Annotated in this window: 14 protein-coding genes and 1 pseudogene; 4 read left to right on the top strand and 11 right to left on the bottom strand. The window is 68.2% G+C overall.

Translation table 11 applies throughout. The features are described 5' to 3' along the window. Positions 1-288: 288 nt before the first annotated feature. Positions 289-938 (bottom strand): annotated as a pseudogene (locus tag ACZ7IB_RS28040) (SDR family NAD(P)-dependent oxidoreductase). 253 nt (positions 939-1,191) lie between these two features. Between ACZ7IB_RS28040 and ACZ7IB_RS28035 the strand changes: the two are divergent. After that, positions 1,192-5,106: a metallophosphoesterase gene (locus ACZ7IB_RS28035; protein ID WP_470916582.1), complete on the top strand. Its 3,915-nt coding sequence runs from the start codon at positions 1,192-1,194 to the stop codon at positions 5,104-5,106. A 117-nt stretch (positions 5,107-5,223) separates the two neighbouring features. Further along, complete coding sequence (locus ACZ7IB_RS28030; protein ID WP_470916581.1) at positions 5,224-6,420, top strand: HupE/UreJ family protein; 1,197 nt, start codon at positions 5,224-5,226, stop codon at positions 6,418-6,420. 270 nt (positions 6,421-6,690) lie between these two features. Here ACZ7IB_RS28030 and ACZ7IB_RS28025 read toward each other — a convergent pair whose 3' ends face one another. The 8 genes from ACZ7IB_RS28025 to ACZ7IB_RS27990 all read right to left on the bottom strand — a co-directional run bounded on the left by ACZ7IB_RS28025 (position 6,691) and on the right by ACZ7IB_RS27990 (position 14,885). Further along, complete coding sequence (locus ACZ7IB_RS28025) at positions 6,691-7,455, bottom strand: ABC transporter ATP-binding protein (protein ID WP_470916580.1); 765 nt, start codon at positions 7,453-7,455, stop codon at positions 6,691-6,693. Further along, complete coding sequence (locus tag ACZ7IB_RS28020) at positions 7,452-8,252, bottom strand: ATP-binding cassette domain-containing protein (protein ID WP_470916579.1); 801 nt, start codon at positions 8,250-8,252, stop codon at positions 7,452-7,454. The genes ACZ7IB_RS28025 and ACZ7IB_RS28020 overlap by 4 nt, the downstream gene beginning before the upstream one ends. Further along, on the bottom strand, positions 8,249-9,076 hold the full coding sequence (locus ACZ7IB_RS28015) for an ABC transporter permease (protein ID WP_266355508.1): 828 nt from the start codon (positions 9,074-9,076) through the stop codon (positions 8,249-8,251). Before ACZ7IB_RS28015 ends, ACZ7IB_RS28020 begins: the two co-directional genes overlap by 4 nt. Further along, complete coding sequence (locus ACZ7IB_RS28010; RefSeq protein WP_470916578.1) at positions 9,073-10,038, bottom strand: ABC transporter permease; 966 nt, start codon at positions 10,036-10,038, stop codon at positions 9,073-9,075. The genes ACZ7IB_RS28015 and ACZ7IB_RS28010 overlap by 4 nt, the downstream gene beginning before the upstream one ends. Continuing rightward, positions 10,038-11,555, bottom strand: coding sequence for an ABC transporter substrate-binding protein (locus ACZ7IB_RS28005; RefSeq protein ID WP_470916577.1), 1,518 nt, complete (start codon positions 11,553-11,555; stop codon positions 10,038-10,040). Before ACZ7IB_RS28005 ends, ACZ7IB_RS28010 begins: the two co-directional genes overlap by 1 nt. A gap of 47 nt (positions 11,556-11,602) precedes the next feature. Continuing rightward, a complete protein-coding gene (locus ACZ7IB_RS28000) occupies positions 11,603-12,343 on the bottom strand; it encodes a DUF1684 domain-containing protein (protein ID WP_470916576.1) in 741 nt (246 codons plus the stop codon). 367 nt (positions 12,344-12,710) lie between these two features. Then, positions 12,711-13,700 carry a pyridoxal-phosphate dependent enzyme gene (locus tag ACZ7IB_RS27995; protein ID WP_470916575.1) on the bottom strand — a complete coding sequence of 330 codons (990 nt, stop codon included), beginning with the start codon at positions 13,698-13,700 and terminating at the stop codon, positions 12,711-12,713. Positions 13,701-14,186: 486 nt separating this feature from the next. Further along, on the bottom strand, positions 14,187-14,885 hold the full coding sequence (locus ACZ7IB_RS27990) for an HAD family hydrolase (protein ID WP_470916574.1): 699 nt from the start codon (positions 14,883-14,885) through the stop codon (positions 14,187-14,189). A 549-nt stretch (positions 14,886-15,434) separates the two neighbouring features. Here ACZ7IB_RS27990 and ACZ7IB_RS27985 point away from each other — a divergent pair. After that, complete coding sequence (locus ACZ7IB_RS27985) at positions 15,435-16,109, top strand: ScbR family autoregulator-binding transcription factor (RefSeq protein WP_470916573.1); 675 nt, start codon at positions 15,435-15,437, stop codon at positions 16,107-16,109. Positions 16,110-16,274: 165 nt separating this feature from the next. Here ACZ7IB_RS27985 and ACZ7IB_RS27980 read toward each other — a convergent pair whose 3' ends face one another. Both ACZ7IB_RS27980 and ACZ7IB_RS27975 read right to left on the bottom strand, forming a co-directional pair. Beyond that, the gene (locus tag ACZ7IB_RS27980; protein ID WP_470916572.1) at positions 16,275-16,922 is read right to left on the bottom strand and encodes a hypothetical protein; all 648 of its coding nucleotides are present in this window, start codon (positions 16,920-16,922) and stop codon (positions 16,275-16,277) included. Beyond that, positions 16,919-21,667 carry a phage tail protein gene (locus ACZ7IB_RS27975; RefSeq protein WP_470916571.1) on the bottom strand — a complete coding sequence of 1,583 codons (4,749 nt, stop codon included), beginning with the start codon at positions 21,665-21,667 and terminating at the stop codon, positions 16,919-16,921. Before ACZ7IB_RS27975 ends, ACZ7IB_RS27980 begins: the two co-directional genes overlap by 4 nt. A gap of 524 nt (positions 21,668-22,191) precedes the next feature. Between ACZ7IB_RS27975 and ACZ7IB_RS27970 the strand changes: the two genes are divergently transcribed. Next, a complete protein-coding gene (locus ACZ7IB_RS27970; RefSeq protein WP_470916570.1) occupies positions 22,192-26,325 on the top strand; it encodes a Pls/PosA family non-ribosomal peptide synthetase in 4,134 nt (1,377 codons plus the stop codon). The last annotated feature ends 19 nt before the right edge of the window (positions 26,326-26,344 follow it).

Below are 26,344 nucleotides of genomic sequence, written 5' to 3'. Positions count from 1 at the left end.
TCAACTCCGCCTACTGAGCCACAGACTCAGCACCCGCACCGCAAGCCAGGACCGGCACAGGCAGCAGCACCGCTGCCCATGCCGGTCCTTCGGCGACTGGTGTGGCAGACCGCCCGGCGGGGCTCGATGCAGCAACCCCCGGTTCCTCCGGCCGTCAACTGCCAGGCATCGCAAGGACGGCGCTCGGGCCACCGCCACCCGCTCGGCGACGCCGCGGCGATTCGACGTACGTCGACGCACCGACGTCAAGGACATGGTTGCTGTGGGTCTCCTGGCGTTCGTGACCTGTCAGAGGAGCATGGAGTCGACGTATCCACCGTCCGCGCGCACGGCGCCGCCGGTCGTGGCGGATGCGAGGACCGAGCTGAGATATACGGCCATGGAAGACGGGGGTCGACGAGTTCGTACACGAAATCCTCGACGCCGCCGGTGTGAGTCGGCCCGGCGATAATCGAGTTGACGGTGACTCCGGTGCCGGCGGCGTCCTTGGCGAAGCCCCGCGTGACGGCGAGCGGAGCGGTTTTCGACACGCCGTAGTGGACCATCTCCACCGGGGTGACCACCGCCGAATCGCTTGCGATGTTCAGGATTCGCCCCCAGGAGCGGTCCTTCATGGCCGGGAGGCAGGTGCGGATCAACCTGACGGCGGACAGGGCATTCACGTCGAAGTACTGGCGCCACGCCTCGTCGCTGATCTCCAGGGCAGGGGCCGCTCCGAAGATGCCCAGATTGTTGACAAGGATGGCGACGTCCGGAGCCGCCTCGGTGGCCTGCCGGGCGCCGTCGTCGGTGGTGATGTCACCGGGCGCGGCGATGAAGGCGTCACGGTCCGTCTCCTGCCGCAGTCTGTCGATGGCATCACTCCCGCGCGGGACGTCTCCGCGGACCCCGGACATCGATTGCGCACGCGGTGAGCCGCCCGGGGCGGGGCTGGAGATTCAGCGGGCCGAAGTCGTCCCGGCTGCAGTGCGGCTGTTCCGGCCGTGGCCGTGGACGGGGATCCTTCCGCTGATGGTTCACAGGTGATTCAACTCCGTTCACCTGCGCTACCCAGGATTCGCCATGGGCATGCCGCACATCTTCACGGCGTGCCCTTTACCTTGCAACGATCAGGAAGGACGGCTGCTGATGCGGCCAGCAGAGCGGCGAACACGGCCGGGTGGCAGATCGGGCGGACGACGACTCGCGGGGGTGGCTCTCACCGCGCTGCTCCTCGTGAGCGGCAACCTGACGACGGCATACGCCGATACCGGTTCGAAGCAGCGCACAGCAGGGCAGAGCGGGTCGGTGGCCGGCACGAGTCTGCCGGTCCTCACCCCTGGCGACGGGGCGTATCTGGAGGGCACGGAGAAGGCCGCGGCCACGCCGACGCTGGCCGGTGACTCCGTGACGGGGCTCGCGGTCGACGGGCAGGCGATCGACGCCGAGCGGACGGTCGGGGTGTCCCGGCTCAGCTTCGACGTCGGGTCGAACTCGACGGAGGCCCGCTACCACAACCACGTGCTGGTCAACGGCGAGTACCGGGCCGACATCGGCGACCTCGTCAACGAGCGGGGCACGATCGAGATCCCGAACCAGCACCTGGTCAAGGGCGAGAACAAGATCGAGATCCTGGCCGGCACAGTCGACAGCTCGTGCGGCACCAATTACGACGACTTCGTGCTGTCCGACATCAGCCTGGACCTGCTCGGCGAGGTCGCGGACGGCGAGGAGAACGAGTACACGTACTCCTTCGGCGACGGCAGTTGCGGTTCCAACACCTCGCTGCTGACGAAGGCCACGCTCAGCTTCTTCGTACTGGGCGACCCGCAGGGCACCACCGGCCTCCAAGTCGACCTGGACACCACGAAGTTCGCCAACGGCGAGCACGCCCTCACCGCGAGGACCGTCTCGGGCAAGACCGTCAAGAACACCGTGACGGTGAACAACGCCCCGGCGGGCGCCCCCCGGCTGCTGCCCAAGGACGGCACGCTGGTGAAGGGCCGGCAGCCGGTGTTCGCGAACTTCCCGGCGGGCGCCGAGGGCGACGTCGAGTCGCTGACCGTGGACGGTGACACGCCCGTCACCGATCCGCACCTCGGCAACGGCGCGGCGACCTTCTCCTTCGACGTCGGGTCGAACTCGATCGACGACCGGAACGACAACTACCTGCTCGTCAACGGCAAGCGCATCGACCTGGGCGGCACCTGGGTGAGTCAGCGGGTCGACATAGCGATCCCGGCGCGCCACCTGGTGCCCGGTGACAACACCATCACCGTCGTCACCAGTCCGTACAAGGAGAGCTGCGGCAACAACCGCGACGACTTCGATATCGCGCGGCTCGCCCTCGCTCTCGACGGCGCGACCGTCACGGGCCAGGACATCGCGGATTCGTACGCCCTGGGCGACGGCACCTGCGGCAACAGCGACGCCCGCCTGCGCGAAGTGGAACTGCACTACACGATCGACGCCCCGGCCGTGCGAGTCTCCGACACTCTCGGATCCGGCAACGCGACCCTCGGCTTCACCGTGGGCAGCAACTCGATCGAGGCCCGGTACCGGAACCACGTCCTGGTGAACGGTCAGAAGCACGTGCTCGACAGCGACTTCGTCAGTCAGCACGTCGGCCTGACGTTCCCGAACGAGTGGCTGGTCCCCGGCTGGAACACGGTCGACTTCGTCGCCGGTACGTTTCCGACCTCGTGCGGTGACAACCGCGACGACTTCGCCGTCTCCGACATCACCCTCACTCCGGCGAACGGCACCGCCACCGGCCGGATGGTCAAGGGTTCGTACAGCTTCGGCGACGGCAACTGCGGCGACAACGTCAATCCGCTGACCGAGATCGACCTCGAGTTCTTCGTCGAGGGTCCGGCCCAGGGCCTCCGTGCCGATCTCGACACCACGAAGATCGACGACGGAAAGCACACCCTGGCCGCGACCTCGAAAACCGGCAGGACCGCGACCCGCGTCCTGGTCACCGACAACTCGGCGCCCCAGGTCTCCGCCAGCACCCCCGCCACCGGCCAGAGGATCACCGCGTCGGTCGTCCTCGACGTCCGGCTGGGGGACCTCTCCGGCGTGGTGGACGGCCCGGACGTGAAGCTCGACGGCAAACCGATCCAGCTCGGCGCCTTTGTGGGCCCCGACCTGTCCGCCGGCGAGCACACGCTGTCGGTGTCCGGCACCGACGGCGTCGGCAACAGCGGCACCCGCGAGGTGAAGTTCACCTCCGCCGGCATCCCGGACACCCCCGCCGACCTCACTCCGAAGTCCGGCACGACCGACGCGGGCAGCAATGTCGAACTGTCGGCGAAGGTGGCCGAGCCCGACGGCGGCAAGGTGAGCGCCACCTTCTCCGAGGCCGAGATCCTCACCCCCGACCAGGTGTACGTGGGAACGGCCACGTCCGTTCCCACGACGCTCAAGGTCAAGGGCGAGAAGAAGGTGAAGGCCGACGGCCTCGCACCCGCCGACGGCAGGACGCTCGACGCGCCGGCCGCCGAGGACGTCACGTACCAGCGGTTCGACGTCCGGGTGAAGGGCCATGTCGACGCGCCGGTGCTGCGCTGGGAGGGCGTCATCGACCCCGAGCGGCTCGCCGCGCTGCGCGTGTGGAACACCGGGACGAAGCAGTGGGATGTCCTGACCAGCGCCCGCGGCGCCGCCGACGGCGACACCGTCCTGACCGCCGTCGTCGACCGGAAGTACGTCGACCGGCAGCAGGCCCACGTCTTGGTGACCGGCGAGGACCCGTTCGCCGACGACATCGACGCCGGTGACCCGAACGGGTTCGCCGACCCCGACTCGTACGACTTCTCGATCGTCCACTACACCGACACGCAGTACCTCTCCGAGGGCGCGGTGGAGCAGGAGACGCCCGAGGAGCGCGCGGTCTGGGAGAAGGCGTACGGAGACGTCTCGCGCTGGATCGCGGACAACAAGGACAAGCGCAAGATCGCGTACGTCGCCCACACCGGCGACATCATCGAGAACAACATCCGCAAGCCCGCCGACGAAGCCACCCGGCGCCAGGTCACCGGCGAGCTGGAGTTGTCCTCGAAGCAGCAGAAGATCCTGGACGACGCGGGTGTGCCGAACGGTGTGATCGCGGGCAACCACGACAACCAGTCCGGCACCGAGAACGGTCCGGACGCGATCTACAACCAGTACTACGGGCCCGAGCGCTACCAGGCGCTCTCGAAGGGCTGGGAGCACGCCGAGTACGGAGGCCCCTGGCGCCAGGGCGACAACCAGAACCACTACGACCTGTTCTCCGCCGGCGGCCTCGACTTCGTGGTGGTCGGCCTGTCCTACGGGGTGACGCGCGAGGAAGCCGAATGGGCCGACTCCGTCTTCAAACGCTACCCCGACCGCAACGGCATCCTGCTCTCGCACGACTACCTCGCCCCGAGCAGCAACCCCGACGGACGCGGCGCCAAGTTCTCCGCGCCGGACGGCTCGATGCTGTACAAGACGGTGGTCCAGGACAACCCCAACGTGTTCCTGATCCTCGCAGGTCATGAGCACGGCGTCGGCACCAACGTGAAGCCGAGGGTCGGCGAGGTCGGTCACGACGTCGTCGAGCTGCTCGCGGACTACCAGTTCTACACGGTGTCCGCGGACCGGCTCGGGCTCACCGAGATCGGCGACTACCAGCCCGACGACCAGCTGCAGTTCGGCGCGAGCTTCTTCCGCATGCTCCAGTTTGACGTCGACCGGTCCGAGCTGACCGTGGACACCTACTCCCCGCTGCTCGACGAGTTCGGCGCCACCGAGTACGACACGAACCACCGTTACGACGGCACCGAGGACAACATGGTCCTCCCGATCGACCTCAGCACCCGCAAGACGACCTTCAAGACCGACTCGCTGGCGCTCTACAACCCCGTGAGCGTCATCGGGAAGACCAAGGCCGGCTCCGGTGAGGTCGCCTCGGTGACCTGGAAGGGACTCAAGCCCGGCACGACCCACGCGTGGTTCGTCACGGCGCGCTCCACCGGCGGCGGCGTGAGCGCCTCCGCGCCGAGCGCCTTCGTGACCAAGGACGCCCACGGCCGGCCCGGAACCTGGGGACCGGACGTGCCCGCCTACCCGTGGTTCACGTCGTCCGCCGACCGGCGGTGACCGGTTGACCCGCCGGTAGCACCTGTCCGGCACCCACGCCCGCCGTCCCGGACCCGAGCGGTCCGGGACGGCGGGCCCACCACTGCCCGGCCCTCGACAACGAGAACCGAGACCTCCATGTGTCCCGCCCCCTTGCTCCTGCCGGCACCCCTGCCCTCCTCCTGGCCGGCCCGGCTCCGGCCGCGCCGGCTGCCCGCAGCGCTCCTCACCACCGTCGCGGCCCTGGTGGCCGTGCTCGCCGTCGGCCTTGCCCACCCGGCCCCCGCCGCCGCGCACGACGCGACCTCGACCGCGTACGTCGAGGTGGAGGGCACCGGAGCCCATGCCGAGGCGACCCTCGACCTCGAATACGACCTGCTCATGAAGTCGGCCTGGCTGTACGCCGAGGCATATGAGGCGAAGGACCGCACGGAGCAGCTGCACCAGCTCGACACCCATGCCGAAGCGGTGACGGAATACGTCACCGGACGCTTCGCCGTCACCCGCGACGGCACCTCCTGCGCACCCCGCCGCGTCGGCGACGCGGACGTCCGCACCCGCGGCACCCGGCCGTTCGCCGTCCTCACCCTGGCCTACGACTGCGCGGGCGGCGCCGACGGCACGTACACCGTCTCCAGCGCCCTGTTCCCCGACTCGGAGAGCTTCGTCCACAGCACGGAGACGATTGTCCACTACGACGTCGACGGGCAGCGGGGCTCCCAGGTACTGACGGCCGCCGAACCGGCCCTGGAGACCGGCGGGCACCACGAGTCGCACCAGATCGTGGAGTTCTTCCTGCTCGGCACCGAACACCTGCTGTTCGGCCTGGACCACATCCTCTTCCTGCTGTCGCTGCTCATCGGCGCCCGCGGCCTGCGCGACATCGTCCTCACGGCGACCGCCTTCACGGCCGCGCACAGCGTCACGTTCCTGCTGGCGGCCACCGGTGTGGTGAACGTGCCGGGATCGGTCGTGGAGCCGGTCATCGCGGCCTCCATCGCCGTCGTGGCACTCGCGGGCGTCGTCCTGCGCGACCGGGAGGGGACCGGACGCTGGCGGCTGCCGGCCGTCTTCCTGTTCGGCCTCGTCCACGGTCTGGGCTTCGCGGGCGCGCTCGGCATCGACGAGAGCTGGTCCTGGGAGCTGCTGCTGTCGCTGCTGAGCTTCAACGTCGGCATCGAGACGGTGCAGTTGGGCATCATCGCCGCAGTGTTCCCGCTGCTGGCCCTCCTTCGCCGGACTCCCGCGCACCGCTGGGCCCTGCCCGCGATGACCGCGCCCATCGTGATCGTCAGTCTGTACTGGGTCTGGGACCGGGTAGCAGTCGCGGCGTGACCTGGGTGTATTGATCACGGGCGTCGTTGACACCGATGGGCCCTGAACATGGCGAAAGCCTCCGATGCGGTGGAGTTTTCCAGGAACGCACCGTACGGAGGCCTTCGTGTCGCACCGCATTTCCCGTGCGACCGTTCATGGCAGACGACTTCCGTCGACTGCGTGGGTTCCGCCCGGCCCGTTGCGAGCTCGCCGACCGCCGACCGCCGCCTGCTCGATACGGTCCCGGACATGGAAGTGATCGAGTCGCCGGAGGCACGCATCCACCGGTCAAGCGGGCAGTCGCGGCACGCTTTCGACGAGGCGACGCGTGTACGGGTGCGCGGGAGCGCCCAGCACCTGTGCGGTCTCGCCCTGTTCGACGATGTGGCCGCTCTCCAGGACGGCGGTGCGTTCGCACAGCGAGGCGACCACCGACAAGTCGTGGGAGACCATGACGAGAGTCAGGCCCTGTTCCTGCTTCAACTCGTTGAGCAGGTCGACGACCTTGACGCGAGTGGTGACGTCGAGTGCACTGACGGGCTCGTCGGCGAGCAGCACTCGCGGGTCGCACACGGTCGCGCGGGCGATCGCGATGCGCTGGCGCTGGCCGCCGGAGAACTCGTGCGGATAGCGCTCAGCGGCATCGGCCGGGAGTCCGACCCGCTCCAGGGCGTCGGCCACCTTGGGCCCGGCCGTGCTCCGGCTGTCAATGCCGAGGGAGCGCAGTGGTTCGGACACGATGCTGCCGATGCGCTGACGCGGGTCCAGCGACGAGTACGGGTCCTGGAAGACGCACTGCACACTGCGCCTGAAACGCCGCATCTGCTCGCTGTTGCGCGGTTTCAGCTCCTCGCCGTCGAACCGGACGGTGCCGGTGGTTGCCCGGGCGAGCCCGAGCAGCAGCCGCAGCAGAGTCGTCTTGCCCGCGCCCGATTCGCCGACGAGAGCGAGGCTCTGCCCGGTCTCCACGGTGAGGGAGATGTCCTCGACGACGGGCGCGGCGTGTCCTCGGTAGCTGAAGGAGGCTCCGTTCAGCTCCAGTACGGGCGTCATCGCGCGCTCCTCAGGTCCAGAGCTGATTCCAGCTGCCGCGCGCTTGCCACCAGCGCCTTGGTGTACTCCTCACGCGGGGTGCGCACGATCTCGCGGACGTCGCCCTCCTCGACGGCGCGGCCGTCCTTCATGACCAGAACGCGATCGGTGACCCTCGCGACGACCGCGAGGTCGTGGCTGACGAAGAGGACAGCCATGTCCCGCTCCCGTACAAGGGTGTCGAGCAGGTCGAGCATGTCGGACTGCACGGTGACGTCGAGGGCGGTTGTCGGCTCGTCCGCGATGAGCAGCTTCGGGTCGCAGGCCAGTGCCATGGCGAGTGCGACGCGCTGGCGCTGTCCGCCGGAGATCTCGTGCGGAAAGGCGCGGGCGATGCGGTCGGGCTCGGGCAGCCGTACTTGCTCCAGCGCTGCTACGACAGCCCGCTTCAGCTCGGCGCCCTTCAGCCCTCGCCTTCTGCTCAGCGGTTCGGCGATCTGCCTGCCGACGCGCATCAGCGGGTCGAGCGCGGTGAGTGGCTCCTGGAAGACGATGGCGGCGTCCTGGCCGCGCACACCCGTGAGCTGTTTCTCGCTCGCGCCCACGATCTGGGTGCCGTCGAGCTCGGCGCTGCCGGTGGCCGTCATGCCGTCGGGCAGCAGGCCGAGCACGGCGAGGGTGGTCAGCGACTTCCCGGAGCCCGACTCTCCGATGAGGCCCAGGCGTTCGCCGGGGGCCATGGTCAGCGAGAGGCGGTCGACGAGGACGCGCCCGTCGGTCGTACGGATCGTGAGGTCGCGTACGTCGAGGATGTTCACGCGCGCCTCCGCCGGGCCGCAGGGTCGAGGGTGTCGCGCAGTCCGTCGGCGATGAGGTTCACGCCGATGACGAGCAGGACGAGAAGGATGCCGGGAGCCAGGGCGCCTGCCGGGGCCGTGGTGAAGGTGGCCTGCGCCTCCTGGAGCATGCGGCCCCACGAGGCGTTGGGCGGCGGTGCTCCCAGACCCAGGTAGGACAGGCCGGCCTCGGCCAGCACCGCGAGCCCGAACTGGAGGGCCAGGTTCACCACGAGCGTCGGCCAGATGTTGGGCAGTACGTGCCCGGCCACGATCCGCGGCCACGACGTGCCCGAGGTGCGCGCGGCCGTGATGTAGTCCTGTGCCAGGACCCGCTTGACCAGGATCCGCACCAGCCGTGCCACGACCGCGCTCTGCGCGAGGCCGATCGCCAGCACGGCGGACCCCAGTGTGGCCGAGCGGGCGGCGACGATGAGCATGGCCAGCAGCAGCGTCGGGAAGGCGATCAGGATGTCGAGGAACGCGGAGAGCGTGTCGTCGAGCCAGCCCTGCGCGAACGCGGCCAGCACACCCAGCGTGCCACCGAGGGCGGCCGCGATGAGGACCGATCCCAGGCCCGCTTCGAAGGCGATGCGGGAGCCGGTCATCAGCTGGGTGAACAGATCGCGGCCGAGCTTGTCGGTGCCGAGGAGGTGGCCCGCACCGGGGCCTGTGAGCCGTCCGCCGGACGTGTCGTCGGCGGCGTACGGGAGCCAGAAGAGCGAGACCAGCGCAAGCACGGCGATCAGGCCGGCCAGGACGCATCCGACGGTCAACGTGTACGAGCGCTTCGTCGACTGCTTCATCGGGCACCTCCCGAGAGCCTGCCGCGCAGCCGCGGATCGATGACCCGCTGTGCGAAGTCGGCCGCGAAGCCGATGATCAGTACCGTGAGTGTGGAGACGAACAGCACGCCCTGGATCACCGGATAGTCGTGCTGCGCGATGCCGGTCGCGAGCAGGGAGCCGAGGCCCGGTAGCGCATAGACGGACTCCACGACCACTGCGCCCAGCAGCGTGGACGCCAGCTCGATACCGAGGATCGAGATCACCGGTACGGAGGCGTTGCGCAGCCCGTGCCGCCACATGGCCTGTCCGAACGACGAGCCCATGGCTCGCGCGGTGCGCAGGTAGTCGCTGCTCAGTACGTCGAGTGCGGCCGACCTGACGTAGCGGATCAGTGAGGCGCTCATCACGAGTGCGATGGTGATGACGGGCAGGGCCAGTGAGCGGATCGCCTCGACCGGCTGTGACCAGCCGTCCTGCGGGAAGCCGCCCGCGGGAAGCCAGCCGGCGTTCAGGGCGAAGACGGCTATGAGGATCATGCCGAGCCAGAACACGGGGACGGCGATGCCCAGTTGGGACACTCCGTTGAGCAGCGCGCCGTACCAGGTCCGGCGCCGATGCGCGGCCACGAAGCCGATTGGAACGGCGATGAGCACCGCCAGGACGAACGCGGCCACTGTGAGCGGGATGGTGACGTTCAGCCGAGAGGCGATCTCGGGCCCGACCGGCAGCGAGCTGACGAACGACGTACCGAGGTCACCGCTCGCCAACTGCCCGATCCAGTGGATGAACTGCTCGGGCAGCGGCTTGTCGGAGCCGATGGAGTGCCGCGCCGCCGCAATCTGCTCGGGGCTGGCGCCCACTGAGGTGAGTGCGTTGGCGGGGTCGCCCGGCAGCATCCGCAGCAGCGCGAACAGGACCACGCTCGCGAGCGCCAGCGACACCAGCAGGAAGCCGAGACGGCGCAGGAGATACCGGCCCATCAGCCCTTCTTGATGTCGTAGGCGAAGAACTGGGAGTTGAGGCCATTGACCGGGTAGCCGGACAGCTTGCTGTTGGCCACGACGATCTGCGGGTACAGGTACAGCCAGTCGCCGGCCGCGTCCTCGGCGGTCTTGCGGTTCACCTTCTTCAGGAGCTCGGTCTGCTCGGAGGTGCTGGACGCCTGCTCGGCCTCCTCGACCCACTGGGTGACCTGCTTGTTGTCGTAACCCCAGTAGAAGTCGGGGTTGCCGTACCAGACCAGGTCGCGGTCATTGACGTGTTCCTGGAGCGTGGCCGTGAAGTCGTGGTTCTTGTAGACCTTCGTGTACCACTCGTCCGGCGTGATCGTGTTGATCTTGACGGTGATGCCGACCTTGGCGAGCTGCGACTTGATGAAGGTCGCGGCGGTCGGGTGCGGGTCGTAGTTCGGGGTGTCGAGGGTGAAACTGAAGCCGTTCTCGTATCCGGCCTCGGCAAGCAGCTTCTTGGCGCGCGCGGTGTCGTACGCGTTGACCTCGGTGAGATCCTCGTACCACGGGTCGGTGGGCGGCACCATGGAGCCGATGGGCTTGCCGTAGCCGCCCCAGACCGACTCCAGCAGCTTCTTGTCGTCGATGGCGGCGGAGACGGCCTGGCGGACCTTGACGTCCGTGAAGGGCTTGGCCTTGTCGTTGAAGGCGAGCAGCAGCTTGGTCGTCGAGTTGCCGTCGTTGACCTTGTAGTTCTGGTTGCTCTTGAACTGGTCGAGGGCGTCGGGCGACTGCTCGCTCGTGACGACATCCACTGCGTTGGTCAGCAGCGCGTTGTTCAGCGCCGTGGCGTCCTTGTAGTAGTGGAAGACGACCTGCTTGTTGCCGGCCGCGTCACCCCAGTAGCCGGCGAAGCGGTCGAGGCTGAGAGCGGAGCCGCGGGTCCACTTGTCCAGTGTGTACGGACCGGTGCCGTCCTCGGTCGTCTTGAGGCCCTTCGCGTCGGAATTGATGATCCACACGTAGGAGAGGTTGTAGACGAAGGAGATCGACTTCTTCGACAGCTGGACCTTCACCGTGCGCGCGTCCGGTGTCTCGATGGACTTGATGACCTCGAGATTGCTCTTGCGCGCGGACTGCGAGTCCTTGGCTATCACCTTCTCCAGGCTGTACTTGACATCCTGGCCGGTGAGCTTCTTGCCACTGTGGAACGTCACACCGTCGCGCAGGGTGAAGGTGTACGTGAGTCCGTCGCCGCTGACCTTGTAGTCCTGGGCGAGCAGATTCTCGACCTTGCCGTCGTCGGTGAGCTTGAACAGCCCTTCGTACACATTGCCGTTGAGTGCCTCGGTGACGCCCTGGCCACCGCCTGCGGTGTTGTCCAGATTCTGCGGCTCGTAGAGCGAACCGATGTTGATTGTGGCGTTCTTGTCGTGCGCCCCACCGGTGGCGCCGCCCGCGTTGGAGCCCCCGCCGCAGGCCGTGAGGGTCAGGGCGAGGGCGGCGGCGGTGGCTCCGCCGTACAGGGAAGTCTTCTTGATGCTCATGAGGAGTACGCGCTTTCGTGCTGCGAGGCGGGGGAGTGCGGGGTTGATCAGTGCTGCGCGGGGAAGCCGTCGCGGAAGACGGGCCGCTTCTCTCCGGCCTCTACGGGCAGGTGGAAACGGTTCTGCCGCGGCGGCATCGGACAGTTGTACTGGTCGGAGAATCCGCAGGGCGGCACGAAGGCACGGTTGAAGTCGAGCAGGACGCGGCCTTCGCCGGTGTGGGTGACGAAGAGGAAGCGTCCGGCACCGTAGGTGATGTCGCCGTTGGTGAGGTCGCCGAAGACGAGCAGCAGGGTGCCGTCGTCGTCGAAGGCGCTCAGCGTGTACTCCCGGCCGTCCACGGTGAGCTCGATGTCACCCGGCACGACGAGGTCACGGGTGCCGCCGTTGTCCCGGATGTGCTCGAATCCGACCCGCCTGGCACCCGGCACCGGGGTGTACGAGGCCTCCAGCACCCAGGCCGGGTCGTACGGGAAGACATCGGTGCGATCGAATTTCTGGATCGCGGGGGACTGCGCGTCCCAGAAGCGGAGACCGTACTCGGGCTCGCCGGTGACGAAGTCGGTGCGCTCCACTGTGGTGACAGTCACAGAATCGGGCTGTCCGGAACGGGCCGCATCGAGGTCGGGGCGCTCACCGGCCGGGGTCCAGCGGGTCTCGACGAGGGCGAGATTCCCGGCGGCCGAGGTGACGGAGCGCCGCCGCTCGGCGCGCCATGCCTCCCAGTCCCCGGCGGGATCGGTCGGCTGGTCGGGGGCTACGGCGGCGTGGGACACGGCATTACTCATTCACGTAGACGTTCGTCGGCTGCCACGCCTCGAATGTCACGCTGCGTGAGCTTCAGCCCAAAGGACCTTCTTTATCTTTCATAAGGCAAGCTAATGTCAAATTTGGCTGAATAGTGAGACCAGGGCGGAGCCGGTGGCCCGAGCCGGCCGCCGGTGGTCAGGCGGCAGCACTCGGCCGAGCCGTGCGATGCCGGGCCGCGGCCCGCGTCGGAGGAGCCCGCTGGGCGCTCGCCTCCTTGGTGTGCAGACGGGGCTCGGCTGGTGGAGCGCAGCGTGACCGGTGTGCAAGAAGGCTCGCCTTGTCGAGGGCTGGCAGCCGGTTCCCGATGCCGTCGCGGCCTGTGGCAACGCGAGCGTGACCTGCCGCCTACGGAGCCGAGGGCGTCAGTGCCTCCTCCAGTTTCGCGAGCGTTGCCGCGTGACCGAAGAGACCGGGCATACCGCCCGAATGCAGGAAGACCGTGCGCTGCCCAGGTACCACGTCGCCGTCCTCGACCGCCGCGATCAAGCCGGCCATCGCGCGTCCGGTGTAGATCGGGTCGAGCACGATGCCTTCGGTGCGGGCGGTCAGGGTGAGGGCGGCCAAGGCCGCTGCGGTCAATGTGCCGTATCCGTCGCCGACCTGATCGAGCCGCAGCCTCAACGTCTCCGGTTTGCAGTGTGTGCCGGACAGGCCGGAGGCCAGCTCGGACACGGTCCGGGCAGGATCGGTGACGGCACCGCAATGGACGCCGAGCACGCGCGTGGAACCGAGCGGTTCGAGGAGGCCGGCCATCGTTCCACCGGAGCCCACCGCGACAACGACGGTCGCCAGGTCGGGTGCCTGGACGAGGAGTTCACGTCCGCACTCGGCGTAACCGCGTGCGCCGAGCACGCTGGAACCACCGAAGGGGATCAACGCCGGGACAGCGCCGTGCCGCCGCAGTTGCTCCGCCACCTGCTCGGCGGTGGAGCCGAGCGCCTCGCCGTCGGCATCACCCGCCCACACGACCGTGGCACCGAAGAGACTGTCGAGTGCGAGGTTGCCGGATGTCGACGATCCGGGCGCGCCGGACAGCACGAGGACGACGTCGAGCCCCAGCCGGGCGCCGGCAGCGGCGGTCAGGCGCGCGTGATTGCTTTGTGGCGCACCGGAGGTCACGAGGGCCGTGGCGCCGGCGGCGAGCGCTGCACCGCAGGTCCACTCGAGTTTGCGTACCTTGTTTCCGCCGCCGCCCAGGCCGGTGAGGTCATCGCGTTTGACCCACAGGTCACCCGCGCCCAGACCAATGGCGCGGGCCAGCCGTGGCATGGGCTCGAGGGCGGTCGGCCGGACTACGAGTACTGCTCGCTGCGAGGTACGGCTGTCCGAGGTCATCGCCACCACTCTTCACCTGCGCTGTCGTCGTGTGTGTCTTCGGATCATGCTGCCACGGCGGCAACCGCGCCGACGCCGGACGCGTTCGGCGTCGGGGACAGTGGCTACGGCTCATGCACTTTCAGGTCGAGCGAGACGGATGGCTTCGATCCGCTCGCACCACCCGAAATCACTGCCGTGAGGACTTCGTGCCTGCGGGCCGGACAAAAAGGTCCGCACGTCGCCTCGGTGCAACTCCCTCCTCGTGGGCGGGACGACATCCGCCCGTCCGGCATGCATGGCGGCGGTGAGCTCATCGGTATGACGGAGCCTCAGCAGCCGTACACGTACGTCCGGATCGCCGGTGCGCCGGCGGCGCGGGGCTACCGGGGTCCCGGCGTGAGCGCCGGGCCGACCCCTGTCCGCACCGGTGCATCCACGTACGTGCGGACTGATACCGGTGGGTGGCGAGCGTGCGCGCGGATCTCGAATGAGGCGCCCGGCACCTCAATCGTGGGGTGGTCCTGCCATGGCGATCCGGGTGTTGGCCCAGGCCACCAGCTTCGGGTCACCCAGGGTGCTGACCCATAAATCGACCCGGTCCGCACCCCGACCGGCAGGGCGGGGACCGGCCCCCAGCACGCGCAGCCCGGCGCTTCGCGCCGAGTCGATACCGGTGACGGAGTCCTCCACCGCCAGCGCGTCCTGCGGCTGCACGCCGCAGAGATCTGCCGCGGCGGCATAGACGTCCGGATGGGGCTTGGGCCGCAATGTGCCGCCCGCGACGACGATATGGCCGAAGTGGCTCAGCAGTCCGGCCCGGTCCAGGCTGGACTCCACCATGTCCAGGGGGCAGTTGCTGGCAACCGCGAGTGGCAGATGGCGGGCGGCCAGACGGACCAGCGCTGCCGCGCCCGGCATGGTGACGGGGTCTGCGGCGACCAACGCCGTGAAGTGTTGGAGAAGCGAATGGGTCATCTCGCCGGTGAGGTCAGGCTTTCCGGTCGCCTCGGCCATGAGGCTCCCGCACTCGGTGTAATGCACCCCCTTGGCTCGCTCGGCGAATCCGGCCGGGGGCTTGAGACCGAACTCTCTGAAGACTCTGTTGCGTGCGTCCTGCCAGTGGCGTTCGGTGTCCATCAGAGTTCCGTCGCAATCGAAGACGATAGCGGCCGGGGACCAGTCAAGGATGCGATGAGCTGTCATTTCTCCGCCGTTCTTGGAGAGTTCGCCGACTCCGTTCTGTCGCCGGGTTCGTGAGATGTCGGACTGCGGGAGAGGTGCGCTCGACGGTTCAGCCTGGGATGCCGAACGGTCTTTCTTGACCGCGCGCGAAGGTGGTCGATCCGCCTGCGTGGGGCCCACCGCTCCGGACATCGTCCGTCTCATGGGTCGAGCCCGAAAACATCGTGGTCACTACGTTAATTTTGTCCGAAGAGGGACGCAATCACTCCTTCGAGTGTTTGACGGCAGGTCGGTCGCAGGTTAGACGCGAGGGACGGGACGGCCGGTGGGTAACTGTGGAGTGCCGCGAGTTCGGTCAACTGCGTTGCGAAGTAGGTCCGTTGATGCAAGGCGTGTCGTAACGGCCGCTAAGCGCGGTCCCGTTCGCGGAGCCATCGGGATGAGGTCGCAAATTTCACCGATGTCACCCACATGCACGCACGGTCGAAGAATAATAAAAGCTCCGCGGTCGGCGGCGCAGTGCCGCCAATGCGCGGGCGCACTACCCCCTGTATCAAACTCATTGCATGAATGAACGAAGGTGGAACATACGTGCAAGACAGGGCGAGAGCGACCCGGAGATCCCTACTGGAAGCCGCAGCGCAACTCTTTGTCGAACAGGGATACGCAGGCACCAGCATCAACGACATAAGTGGCCGCTCGGGGAAGACCAGTGGAGCCATCTACTTTCACTACTCCAGCAAGGAAAAGCTCGCCCTCGCCGTCGTCAGTGAACAGTTCGCCGCATGGCCGCAATTGGCCCAGCACTACACGGCCCCGGGCGTCCCGCCGCTTGAGAAGCTCGTCGCTCTGAGCTTTGAAATCGCCAGAGTGCTGCGCGAGGACGTCGTAGCCCGCGCCGGCGCCCGCCTGTGGGCCGAGCGCCGGGGCATCGACGCGCCCGTGCCCGCACCGTTTGCCGCCTGGACCGCGGCCGTCACGAGGCTTCTCGCCGAGGCCCGGTCCAGGGGCGAACTCGCCGAGGGGATCGAGCCGTCGGGCACCGCCACGACACTCGTGTGCGCGCTCTTCGGTCTCTACAGCCTCACCGACGAGGTGGCGAGGGAGCAGGAACTCGGGTCCCGGCTCGACCAGTGGTGGCTCCTGGTCCTGAACGCGCTGCAGGCGAGCCCTGACCCCGCTGCCCTGATCGCACGAGCGCGAGCACGGTTTCCCGTGAACGACCCGCTCGCCCGGGCCGAGTGACAGTCCGGCGCCAGGTGGCCGGACTGCTTGCTCAGCTGCCCGGCGGGCCTGCCTCCGTGCTTCACTTCGACTCTGCCCATGTCCACGCAAAAAAAAGGGGCGAACTTGCAGGCTCGAGCTCCGTGGACCGAGGTGAGCCCGGTTGTGTGTCCAGACTTCGGTTCTCTACTTCTGTGTCCGGGCCACGACTTGGTGTTGCAGGTCCTCGATCTGGGTCAAGATGTCCCGGGCCTCCTCGACGTCCGCCGAGTCCACCGCGCCCGTTCCGCGGTTCGACGGCAGGTGGTTCCGGTGGGCGAGGAGGCGGAGGATGTCGGCGTGGTGCTGGTGGATGACGTCCAGGAGGGATGCGGCGCAGCGCTCGGCCTCGTCGTCGGGGCCCACGGCCACGCGGATGCCGAACGTGGTGGGGCGGCCCGCGCGTAGTTCGTCCAGGTGGTAGCAGATGACCCGGCCTCCGTGGACCGCGTCGAGGTCCAGGGGCAGCGCGAGAGGGACGAGGCAGGGGTCGCGGACGAAGACCCTGCGCTCGATCCGGTCCAGGGTGTCCGGTTCCGGTGGAGGGCCGCCCTGGGACAGCGGAATGGCCAGCTGCCAGGGCTGGTTGGTGAAGTCCATCGTCAGGTCCAGCGTGTACGGGCCCGTCTCGGCGAAGAGGAAGAACTCTTCGGGGAATTCCGTTCCGTAGCACTCGCGGATCACCTCGCGGGGACCGAGCCCCGCCTCGTACATCGCTCGCGCCAGACGGGCCATGGAGGCGTAGTCCGCGCGCGACGCCTTCTCGCCCGCCCGGCTCACGGCGTCCCCGGTCACTGCGGGCCTCCTTGGCTCGGCCTCGGGTCCTTCATGATCTGGTCGAGAAGGGTGTGCAGCTTGTTCCAGGTGTCCCTGAGGTCCTCGGCCGTCAGGGCCTCGATGATCTCCCTGGTGATACGGAGGGACAGTTCGATGGCCGCCTGCGGCTTCTCCTTGTTGGCCATGCTGCGCTGCTCCGAAAGCTCCTTCGCGCTCGTTTCGAGCGCGTCCAGATGCCTCTTCACCTCGTCGCTCTCCATGGTCAATGACGGCTTTTCGGTCATCAGTTTGACCATTTCCTCGACGTGCATGAATATCGCGTTCTGCAAACGAGTCTGGTCGCCCGACCGCACGCCCTGCGGGTTCTCCTTGCGGAACTCCCGGGCCAGGTTCATCGCGCTCGCGGTCGTCTGTGACTGCATGACCAGCGCGTACGCCTGATGGCTGCGGCGCAGATCCTCCGGCTCATGCCCCGGGAACCGTTCCCCGGCCGCCAGTTCATGCACGTCCTCCGGCGTGACCGTGAGACCGCGCGTCGGGTCACCGGGGAGCGGACTCGTCACGGTGCTTGCACTCGGCGTGTAGGCCATCGAGAAGTTCTCCCTGCCGTAAGCACCCGTCATCTGGTTCCTGGCAGTGCGGCCTTCGGCTGCCCCGATTCCGTAGAAGGAGCCCTGGGAGGAGTCGAGCCCCGCCCGGATCTGCGGATTCTGGAATATGCCGTCGCCGGTCCTGTTGTCCCATGCCTTGATCAACGCGTTCGGTTCGGTCGGATACAGCATCTGCGGATGCACCTCGGCGATGGCCGCCCGGATCGCCCGGTCCACCGCATTTGCGAGCGTCGTCAGCTGAGCCGTTCGCGAACCGGCCAGCTTGCCCCAGTCGAAGCCGGCGAACGTGTACCCGCCGATCGTGAGCACCGGATCGTTCCGCATCGCGTTGAGGATCTGGCTGTACTCCGCCAAGACTCCGCGTCCGCTCGGCGTGCGCACACCGCCATCGGCGTCCTGACTCACCACGTGCACCTGCTGGTTGACCTCGGACAGGACGTTCACGGCCTTCTCCGTGTGCGACGAGGCGAGCACCGCCTCGCGGAAGATCCCGTACGGCAGCTTCTTCCCGTCGCGCCAGTTCGACTCGTTCGCCGCGATGGCCTGCCTCTTCTCCGCGTCGGACAGCTTCTGATACGCCTGCCGGACCTCGGCCAGCGGGACGCGGCCCTTGCTGATGTGTTCCCAACTCGGCGTCCACGTAAAGCCCATGGCAGCCATACGGAGGCGGTTCGGCTGGTCAATCCCGGCCATGGCAGCCCGGATTGTGTTCTTGCCCTCCTTGTTCTCCTGCGGGTCCAGCCGTTTGTACGTGTTGACGCCGATCACCACAGCCGTGCTCGCCGTCGCCAGGTCCTTCTCCTCGGAGCCCGCCCACGCCTCGTCCATATAGCGCGAGGCGATGTCCGACTCCACCTCTCCCGGCTGCGCCGCCATATTGACGACGTATCCCGTCATCGCCTCTCTCCCGAGCATGGGAATACGAATGCGGCTCAGGTTCTCGATCGGCTGCCGGGCCTTGGCGAGCTCGACCGGCCCCGCCGCCTCCCCGATCCTGTAGGGGAACACCTCTCCGCTCAGCGGCACGTTTCCCGTCTTCGCCGTCTCATTGGGACTGACGTTCATCGTCGTGCGGATTTCCTTGTCCTTCTCCGCCCCGGAGAACGACTCGGTCGAAATCGAGAAGCGAAGACCCCTGATCCGGCCGTCCAGACGATCCTGCTGGGTCCGTTCGATCCGCCGCCCCGCCTTGATCTTCTGCTCGTAACTCGCGTGCAGATCCCCCGCGTCGTCGGAGCCGCCCGTGTCCCCGCGCAGTTCGGCGAAGGCATCGTCCACCAGTGAACGGTTGAAAGCGGACAGATCGCGGGCCGCGTACCAGCGCTCGTTCTGCTCCCCCCGGGCGATCCAGCCCCGCCCCTCCTCGGCGGTGGACCGCTTACCGGCCTTCTCGGCGAGGGCCTTCACCCGCCAGGTGGTGCTGCTCTCGACGACATCGAGCTTGATTCGGACCCCGCCCCGAGCCTTCGCCGCGCCCTGCAGTGCCGATTCGAGGTCGTTCCCCCGCACGACCTCGTTCCTGCTCCGTTGCGCAGCCGCATCCCACCCGCGCTCAGCGGCCTGCCGGGCGGCCAGGCGCAGATCACTCGGCGCGTCGGTCCGGTCTTTGTCGCGGTCCTTCTTCTTCGGCTTGTCCTTGCCCTTGAGTTTCGCCCAGAGGGCTTTGCCTTTCTTGGCGATGAAGTCGACGATTTTGTCGATGGCGCGGTTGACGGGTTTGGCGACGGCGTGGAAGACGGATTTGACCTTGTTGGCGAGGGAGCCGATGCCGAGGAGTGAGGCGAGGAAGCCGATGAGGAGGGGGACGCTGGCGGCGAGTGCGGCCTCGACCATTTTGGGGACGCCTGCGGTGCCGCCGTTGGCGATGGCGATGACGGCGTCGAGGACGGCGTTGACGAATTCAACGATCTGGGCGCCCTGGTTCACGATGAACGTGACGATGTCGATGATGCCTTTGACGGCGCGGACGAAGGCGGAGGCGGGGTTGAGGAGGGAGATGATCCAGGTGATGCCCGCGATGATGACGGTGGGGATCAGGTAGCTGGTGAGTTTTTCGAGGATGGTGGCCTTGAGGTCGCCGGCCTCCTCGGTGATTTCCTTGGCGGCGCCCGCGGGGCCTTCGCGGGCGAGGGTCTGGGCGACCGGGACGGATTGTTCGACGGCGGTCATGGCCTGGTCGGGGATGCCCTTGCGGGTGATGCGGGCGCGGATGTTGGCCCAGGTCAGGCCGAGGAGGGAGGCGATGAGCTGGATGATGCCCTTGAGGTCGAACTTCTGGGGGAGTTCGAGGCCTGCCTTGACCGCGGTGCCCAGCAGCCAGGACACGACGCCGGTCTTGAGGTGGTCGGCGACGTTGGTGATGAAGAGGTTGAGGCCCGCACCGACTGCCTTGACCAGGTTGCCCAGGAAGCCGATCGGGTCCTTGATGATCTTCATGATGGCGGAGGCGGCCTTGGCGAGGATGCCGAGGAGGAGGTTCTTCAGTTCGTTGATCGTCTTGATCGCGCCGACGATGGCGTCCTTCGCCTTGTCGATCAGGCCCTTGTTGGCTTCCTGGAGCTTCTTGATCTCCTCGTCGATCTTGTTCAGGGCTGCCGTGTACTTCGTCGCGAGGTCCTGGACGAGTTGTTCGGACTTCTCGTTGACGGTGGCTTCCAGGTCGTCGAACTTCCCCGCGAAGTCCTTGGCCGCGTCCTCGCCGAACTGGCGCAGGTCGGCGGGAAGTCGGTCCACCTCCGCCTTGAGCTCGGCGCGGCCCTTGGCGATGCGGGCCTTCGCCTTGCCGAGTTCCGCGCCGATGATGTCGGCGACGGACGAGATGACCGTCTGCATCTTTGCGACGTAGAGCTTGCGGGCCTCCTGGTAGAGGTTGTTGGCCTCCTTGGGCAGGCCGGCGAACTTGTCCTTGACCCAGCGGGCCTTGCCCGTCCAGCCCGAGTACCGCTTGTCCTTGTAGGCCTTCATCCGGCGCTTGTGGTCCGCGGTGAACGCGTCCCGGGCCGCTTTCTCACCCGTCGTGAACGCGGTGTCGACCTTCTTGTCCAGGCCGGACAAGGTGTCCTCGACGTCCTTCTTCGTGCCGTCGTAGACCTTCTGCAGCTTCGCCGTGACCTCGGCGCGTTTCTTCTCGTCCTTCGACTTGGTGTCGCCCTTCCCGCCGTCGACCTGTTTCCCGGCCGAGGTACGGGTCGCGGTCAGGGCGTTCATGGCCTGGGCGCCGGAGGCCGCCGCTCCGGCCTTCGCCGTGGTGAGTTGCTGGGTTTCGGCCGCCTTGCCCTTGGCGGGGGCCTTCGCCGAGTCCGTCTCGGCGGTTTTCTTCGCGGACAGGGCCTGATCGAACTCCGGCTCGTTGCCCTTGGCGAGCTGCTCCTCGGTGACCTCGGCGTCGGCCATGGCCTGGTCGTTTTCGGCCGGGCCTTGGGAGAAGTCCGTGACCGCAGCCGGCTGCTTCTCCGGGATCGCGTCCGTGGCGGAGGGGGCGCCCGGATTGGCCGGGGGTTGGTCCGGGGTGAGCGGCGTGACGGGTTTGTCCTTGGCGGCGGACGTGTCCGGCGGGGCCTTCGTCGCGGTGTCGATGTCCTTGGCGGAGGACTCCTTGCCGTCCGAGACCTTGCCGTCGACCTCTGACTTGATCTTGTCGGCCTTGCCGGACTTGGAGAACTTGTCGGCGTCGTCGAGGTTCTTCGGGGCCTGCGCGTCGATCGCCTTGTTCACCGCGTCGATGAACGCCTGCTTGTTGAACTCGCCGGGCTTCGCCGCGTTCATCTTCTCCGCGTTCGCCGCCTTGCCCTGCGCCTCCCTGTCGTCCGGCGGAGCCACCGCCGCGTCCTGCGCCGACTTCGACTCGGCCGCGGCGGGTGCATGGACCGCGATCCTCGTCCGCTTCGCCGCCACATCCGCCTTCACCTTGCGGAAACCGGGAGCCTGGGCGGGGGAGGGTTTCACGGGGGCCGTGTAGCGCTGGGCCACCAGGCGGGCGACCGCGCTGTTGCCCGCCGCTCGCTGCAGGCGCTGCAGGTCGCGCGAGCCCGGGAACGCCCGACCCGGGGCAGGGCGGTCGGCCGGGGCACGTTCCGGCGACACACGTTCCGGCATCGTGGCGGGGGGAACGGTCCGGGGCGAGGCGGGGTCCTTCTCCGGAGCCGCCTTCATCCGTCCGCCCTCCTGGCGATCACCTCGGACCCGACGTGTCAGCATGTCGAGAGGCGAATCCCGAGTCCCTGGCCGACGGAGCAGTACTCGGGGCAGGCAGTGTTGCCCGTTCGGACAGCGGCGAGTACGCGGCACGTCGTCCTCAGCAGCCTCGTCGTGGTGCGGCAGGCGGGGTCCGGAGCACGCCGCCGTTCAACCGGGCTCCGCAAGGGGGCCGGGGTGCGGAGTGTGCGCGGATCGCGGCACCGTAGTCGCCGCCGCGGCCGGACAAGATGCCGTTCAGTCTCTCCGGCGTGCCTGGTCCCGCCGGTGCGGGCCGGGCGGTCTCAGGCCCTGGCGGGCTTCCATGTCGAGGCAGCGGGCCGACAGGAGGGCGAATCGGTGGGGAGCCGCTCTCACGGCAGGCGCACAGACCGATCAGGTGATGTTCTGTCTCAGCCTCCTCTCAGCGGGCGCCGTACAGGCTGGAACCGTCCTCCCGGACCACCGGGTGTCCTTCACCCGAGTTGAGGAGGAGGTTCCCCATGACCTCCCACACCGTGGACCCGCCTGTCGTTCCGGCTGGAGACTTCGCCGACCCGAGCGCTACGAGCACGGCCCGTCGGCTGCACCACTTCTTTCAAGGCGCCTGTGACCGCACACCGTGCGCCGTCGCCCTGGAATGCGATGAGCAGCGTCTGACGTACGCCGATCTCGACGCACGCGCCAACCAGGTGGCTCACTACCTGCGCCATGTGGGCGTCGGTACGGGTACTCGCGTGGCTGTCCTGCTACCGCGTTCTGTGGGCATGTACGTCTCGCTTCTGGGCGTGTGCAAGGCCGGGGCGACGTTCGTGCCGCTCGACCCCGCGTCCCCACCCGAACGCATCGCGTACATCCTGGGCGACGCAGGGGCCGGCGTCCTGCTGACCACGGGCGTTCTGATGCCGTGCACCGGGCGTGCGGAGACGGAGCAGCCGGGAGCGTGCCGGGTGATCCGGACCGACGCCTGGGCCGGTGAACTCGCTCGTCTTCCCAGGACACGGCCGCCTGCCGACACGTCCGCCGCGGGCCGGTACGAAGGCGATCCCACCGCGTACATCATGTACACCTCGGGCTCCAGCGGCAGGCCCAAGGGCGTGGAGATCGCCCAATCAAGCATTTGTAACTTCCTCGGTGTCGTGACTCCCGTGTACGCCGTACGCCCCGATGACCGGGTGTTCCAGGGCATGACCATCTCGTTCGACTTCTCCATCGAGGAGATCTGGCCGACCTGGGCGGCAGGCGCCACGCTCGTCGCCGGGCCGAGCGGTCCCGCGCGGCTCGGTGACGAGCTCGCCGACTTCCTGGAGACGCGTCGCGTCACGGTGCTGTACTGCGTGCCGACGCTGCTGGCGACGATCCCGCGCGACCTGCCGCGGGTTCGCAGTGTCGTCGTGGGCGGCGAGGCGTGCCCGCAGAGGCTCGTCGAGCGGTGGAGCAGGCCTGGACGCCGCATCCTCAACACGTACGGACCGACAGAGGCCACGGTCACGGCGACCTGGCAGGAACTGCGTGCAAACCGGCCCGTCACCATCGGGCGGCCTCTGCCGACGTACTCGGTGGTGCTTCTGGACGAACAGCGGCGGCCCGTGCCCCACGGTTCGGCCGGCGAGATATGCCTGGGCGGTCCCGGCCTGGCCCGCGGTTACGTGGGCCGGCCGGACCTGACCGCCGACCGTTTCATCGAGCACCCCTTGGCTCCCCGGGGCGGCCGGCTCTACCGCACCGGTGACCTCGGCCGGATGACCGTCGACGGGGAGATCGAGTACCTGGGCCGGGCCGACGCCGAGGTGAAGATCCGGGGATACAGGGTGGCACTCGACGAGATCGACAACGTGCTGCTGGAGGACCCCGGCGTAGCTCAAGCGGTCACCGCGCTCGTCGCGGCGCCGGACACGGGCAGGTCTCCGCAGACCCGGCACGACCTGGACCCGGCCGGGCACATCGAGACCGGGAGCGCCACGGTGCTCGCCGCCTACGTCGTACGTGCCACAGAATCTCCCGGTCCGGACGCAGCCTCCGACGGCGACCTCGCCGCCCGCCTCCACGAGCGCCTGCAACGTACTCTGCCCGCCTACATGGTGCCGTCGTTCCTGGACATCCTCGACCGCCTTCCCGCCATGCCGAGCGGCAAGGTCGACCGCCGGCTGCTACCCGCTCCGACCGGCCGCCGACTCATGGGGATCGGCCGCATGGTGCCCGTCCGTGGTGAGCTGGAGACGCGGGTGCGGGACGCCTGGGCACAGGTGCTCGGCCTCGCTCCCGACGAGGTGTCGGCCGAGGCGAACTTCTTCACCGACCTCGGCGGCCACTCGTTGCTCGCCGCACAGGCCGTATCGCTTTTGCGCGGCCGCGACGGCGGAACCGGCCCGACTCTGCGCGACCTGTACGAGCACCCGACAGTGCAGAAGTTCGCAGAGCGGATGCGCGCCTCGGCGGCCACCATGGCCACCAGTCCGCCCCGCCCGTTCATCCGTCACAGCCGCTGCCGGATCGCGCTCGCCGGACTGGCCCAGGCGGGGGCCTTCTACCTTGTGCTCCTTCTGCTGACGCTGCCTGTGGCCGTCTCGTACACCGCACGCCACGGCCAGGTCTCGGGCGGGGAGGTCGTGCAGCCGGCGATCGCCGTCCTGGCCGGCTACCTGGCGGTGCGCTGGATCGTTCCTCTCGCTCTGGCGCGCCTGCTGGAGAACGGCATCGCACCCGGCCGCTACCCACTGTGGGGGCTGACCTATCTGCGCCTGTGGGCGCTGAACCTGCTGCTGGAGATCAGCCCGTTGCGGGTACTCAGCGGCTCTCCCATGATGGCTCCCTACCTTCGGCTGCTCGGTGCACGTGTAGGAGCCCGCACCACGATCGCTACCGGCATGATCGGTCTGCCGGCTCTACTGAGGATCGGCAGCGACGCGGCGGTCGGCTACGGCGTTTCACTTCGCCCCTGGAAGGTCGCGGACGGATGGGTCACCGTCGCTCCGATCACGGTGGGCGAGCGGGCCTTCGTCGGTGCCAACGCGGTGCTTGAACCCGGTGCGTGCATGGGGCCGGGGTCCGCGCTCGGTGAGCAGTCCGTGATCGGCCAGGACGCGTCGATGGCTGCCGGAGCGCGCTGGACCGGATCACCGGCGCGCCGGGTCGAGGCCCTCGCCCCGGTTGTCGAGACAATGCTTCGCACACGTGGCGTTGCAGATCACTGGCGGCCGCGACATCTGTTCGCGGCGCTGCTCGGCCTGGTGTTCCTGGAGCTGGCTCCGCTGCTGACGGTCCTGCCCGGCATCGCGTTGTTCTGGTTCGCATGGCTGCGCTGGGGTGCGGGCTCGGGGCTGGCTGCCACCGCGCTGTCCGGCCCGGTCTTCGTGGGTACGGTGTGCTTGGTGGTCGCCGTCGGCAAGCGCGTGGTCCTGCCTGAGGTGCCCGTGGGCATCCACTCGGCGCGCTCCTCGCTCGGCGTGCGCAAGTGGGTCGTGGACAAGCTGATGGAGTACAGCCTCACTTTCACCAACTCTCTCTACGCCACCCTCTACACCGTGCCGTGGCTGCGGCTGCTCGGCGCGCGCGTGGGCCAGGGTGCCGAGGTCTCCACCGTCGCGTACGTCGAGCCGGGCCTGCTGAACCTCAAGGAAAGAAGCTTCGTCGCGGACAATGCGAGCATCGGTGCCGCCGTCTTCGCGGCCGGCCAGGTGGCCATGGGACCCACCACGGTGGGCAGCCGGGCGTTCGTCGGTAATGCGGCGCTGGTGGCGGCCGGCACGGAGCTGGGTGCGAGCTCCCTGGTCGGCGTGGGTACGGTCCCGCCACCCGACGGTGTGCCCGACGGCACCACGTGGCTCGGCTCCCCCGCGTTGCGGCTGCCGGTGCGCCAGAGCAGCGGTTCGTACCCGGAGGAGCTGACGTACCGGCCGACCCGCAGGGCGGTGCTCGTTCGTCTGGGTATCGAGTTCTTCCGCGTCACCATGCCCGCCTCGGTTCTGGCGACCAGTGCCTACCTGTACCTGCTGGCACTGTCCGGCCTCGCCCGTGGTGGCGGCCCGCTGGTCCCGGTGCTGGTGTCGCCCTTCCTGGCCATCGGCGCGGCGTTCGCGGCCATCGCCTACTGCGTGGTGGCCAAGCTCGTCGTCATCGGCAGGTACCGGCCGCGTGTCGAGCCGCTGTGGAGTTTGTTCGTACGGCGTACGGAGTTCGTCACCGGCCTTTTCGAGGCGGCCGCGGTCCCGGCGGGGGTGGGTGTGCTGGTAGGGACTCCGTTCCTGCCGGTGGTACTCCGAATGTTCGGTGCCCACATCGGCCGACGTACCTGGATCGGCACCACCTTCCTCACCGAGTTCGACCTGGTGGAGGTGGGCGACGACGCCGCGGTCGACAGGAACGTCTCACTGCAGACACATTTGTTCGAAGATCGTGTCATGAAGATGTCGACGGTGACTGTTCGGTCCGGTGCGGATATCGGCACCCGGGCCATCGTGCTGTACGACGCGGTGGTGGGCGAACGTGTCGGGCTCGGGGCGTTGTCCCTGGTCATGAAGGGGGAACACCTGCCGCTGGGGACGAGTTGGCGAGGGCTCCCCGCCGAAGGAGTGACGAGCCGTCCCCGACCGGTTCGGGGGGACCGGTCGCGGTCGACTGCGGTGCGCGACGCATGACCACAACGCGGCGGTGAGG

It is taken from the genome of Streptomyces sp. NPDC037301 (assembly GCF_055602785.1).
This window is presented reverse-complemented; position numbering and strand designations above follow the sequence as displayed.

Bases quoted from the DNA above. Each gene is read 5' to 3' on its own strand.
- ACZ7IB_RS28030 (WP_470916581.1), top strand. From the start codon at position 5,224: ATGTGTCCCGCCCCCTTGCTCCTGCCGGCACCCCTGCCCTCCTCCTGG.
- ACZ7IB_RS28025 (WP_470916580.1), bottom strand. From the start codon at position 7,455: ATGACGCCCGTACTGGAGCTGAACGGAGCCTCCTTCAGCTACCGAGGA.
- ACZ7IB_RS28015 (WP_266355508.1), bottom strand. From the start codon at position 9,076: ATGAAGCAGTCGACGAAGCGCTCGTACACGTTGACCGTCGGATGCGTC.
- ACZ7IB_RS28010 (WP_470916578.1), bottom strand. From the start codon at position 10,038: ATGGGCCGGTATCTCCTGCGCCGTCTCGGCTTCCTGCTGGTGTCGCTG.
- ACZ7IB_RS28005 (WP_470916577.1), bottom strand. From the start codon at position 11,555: ATGAGCATCAAGAAGACTTCCCTGTACGGCGGAGCCACCGCCGCCGCC.
- ACZ7IB_RS28000 (WP_470916576.1), bottom strand. From the start codon at position 12,343: ATGAGTAATGCCGTGTCCCACGCCGCCGTAGCCCCCGACCAGCCGACC.
- ACZ7IB_RS27995 (WP_470916575.1), bottom strand. From the start codon at position 13,700: ATGACCTCGGACAGCCGTACCTCGCAGCGAGCAGTACTCGTAGTCCGG.
- ACZ7IB_RS27990 (WP_470916574.1), bottom strand. From the start codon at position 14,885: ATGACAGCTCATCGCATCCTTGACTGGTCCCCGGCCGCTATCGTCTTC.
- ACZ7IB_RS27985 (WP_470916573.1), top strand. From the start codon at position 15,435: ATGAACGAAGGTGGAACATACGTGCAAGACAGGGCGAGAGCGACCCGG.
- ACZ7IB_RS27975 (WP_470916571.1), bottom strand. From the start codon at position 21,667: ATGAAGGCGGCTCCGGAGAAGGACCCCGCCTCGCCCCGGACCGTTCCC.
- ACZ7IB_RS27970 (WP_470916570.1), top strand. From the start codon at position 22,192: ATGACCTCCCACACCGTGGACCCGCCTGTCGTTCCGGCTGGAGACTTC.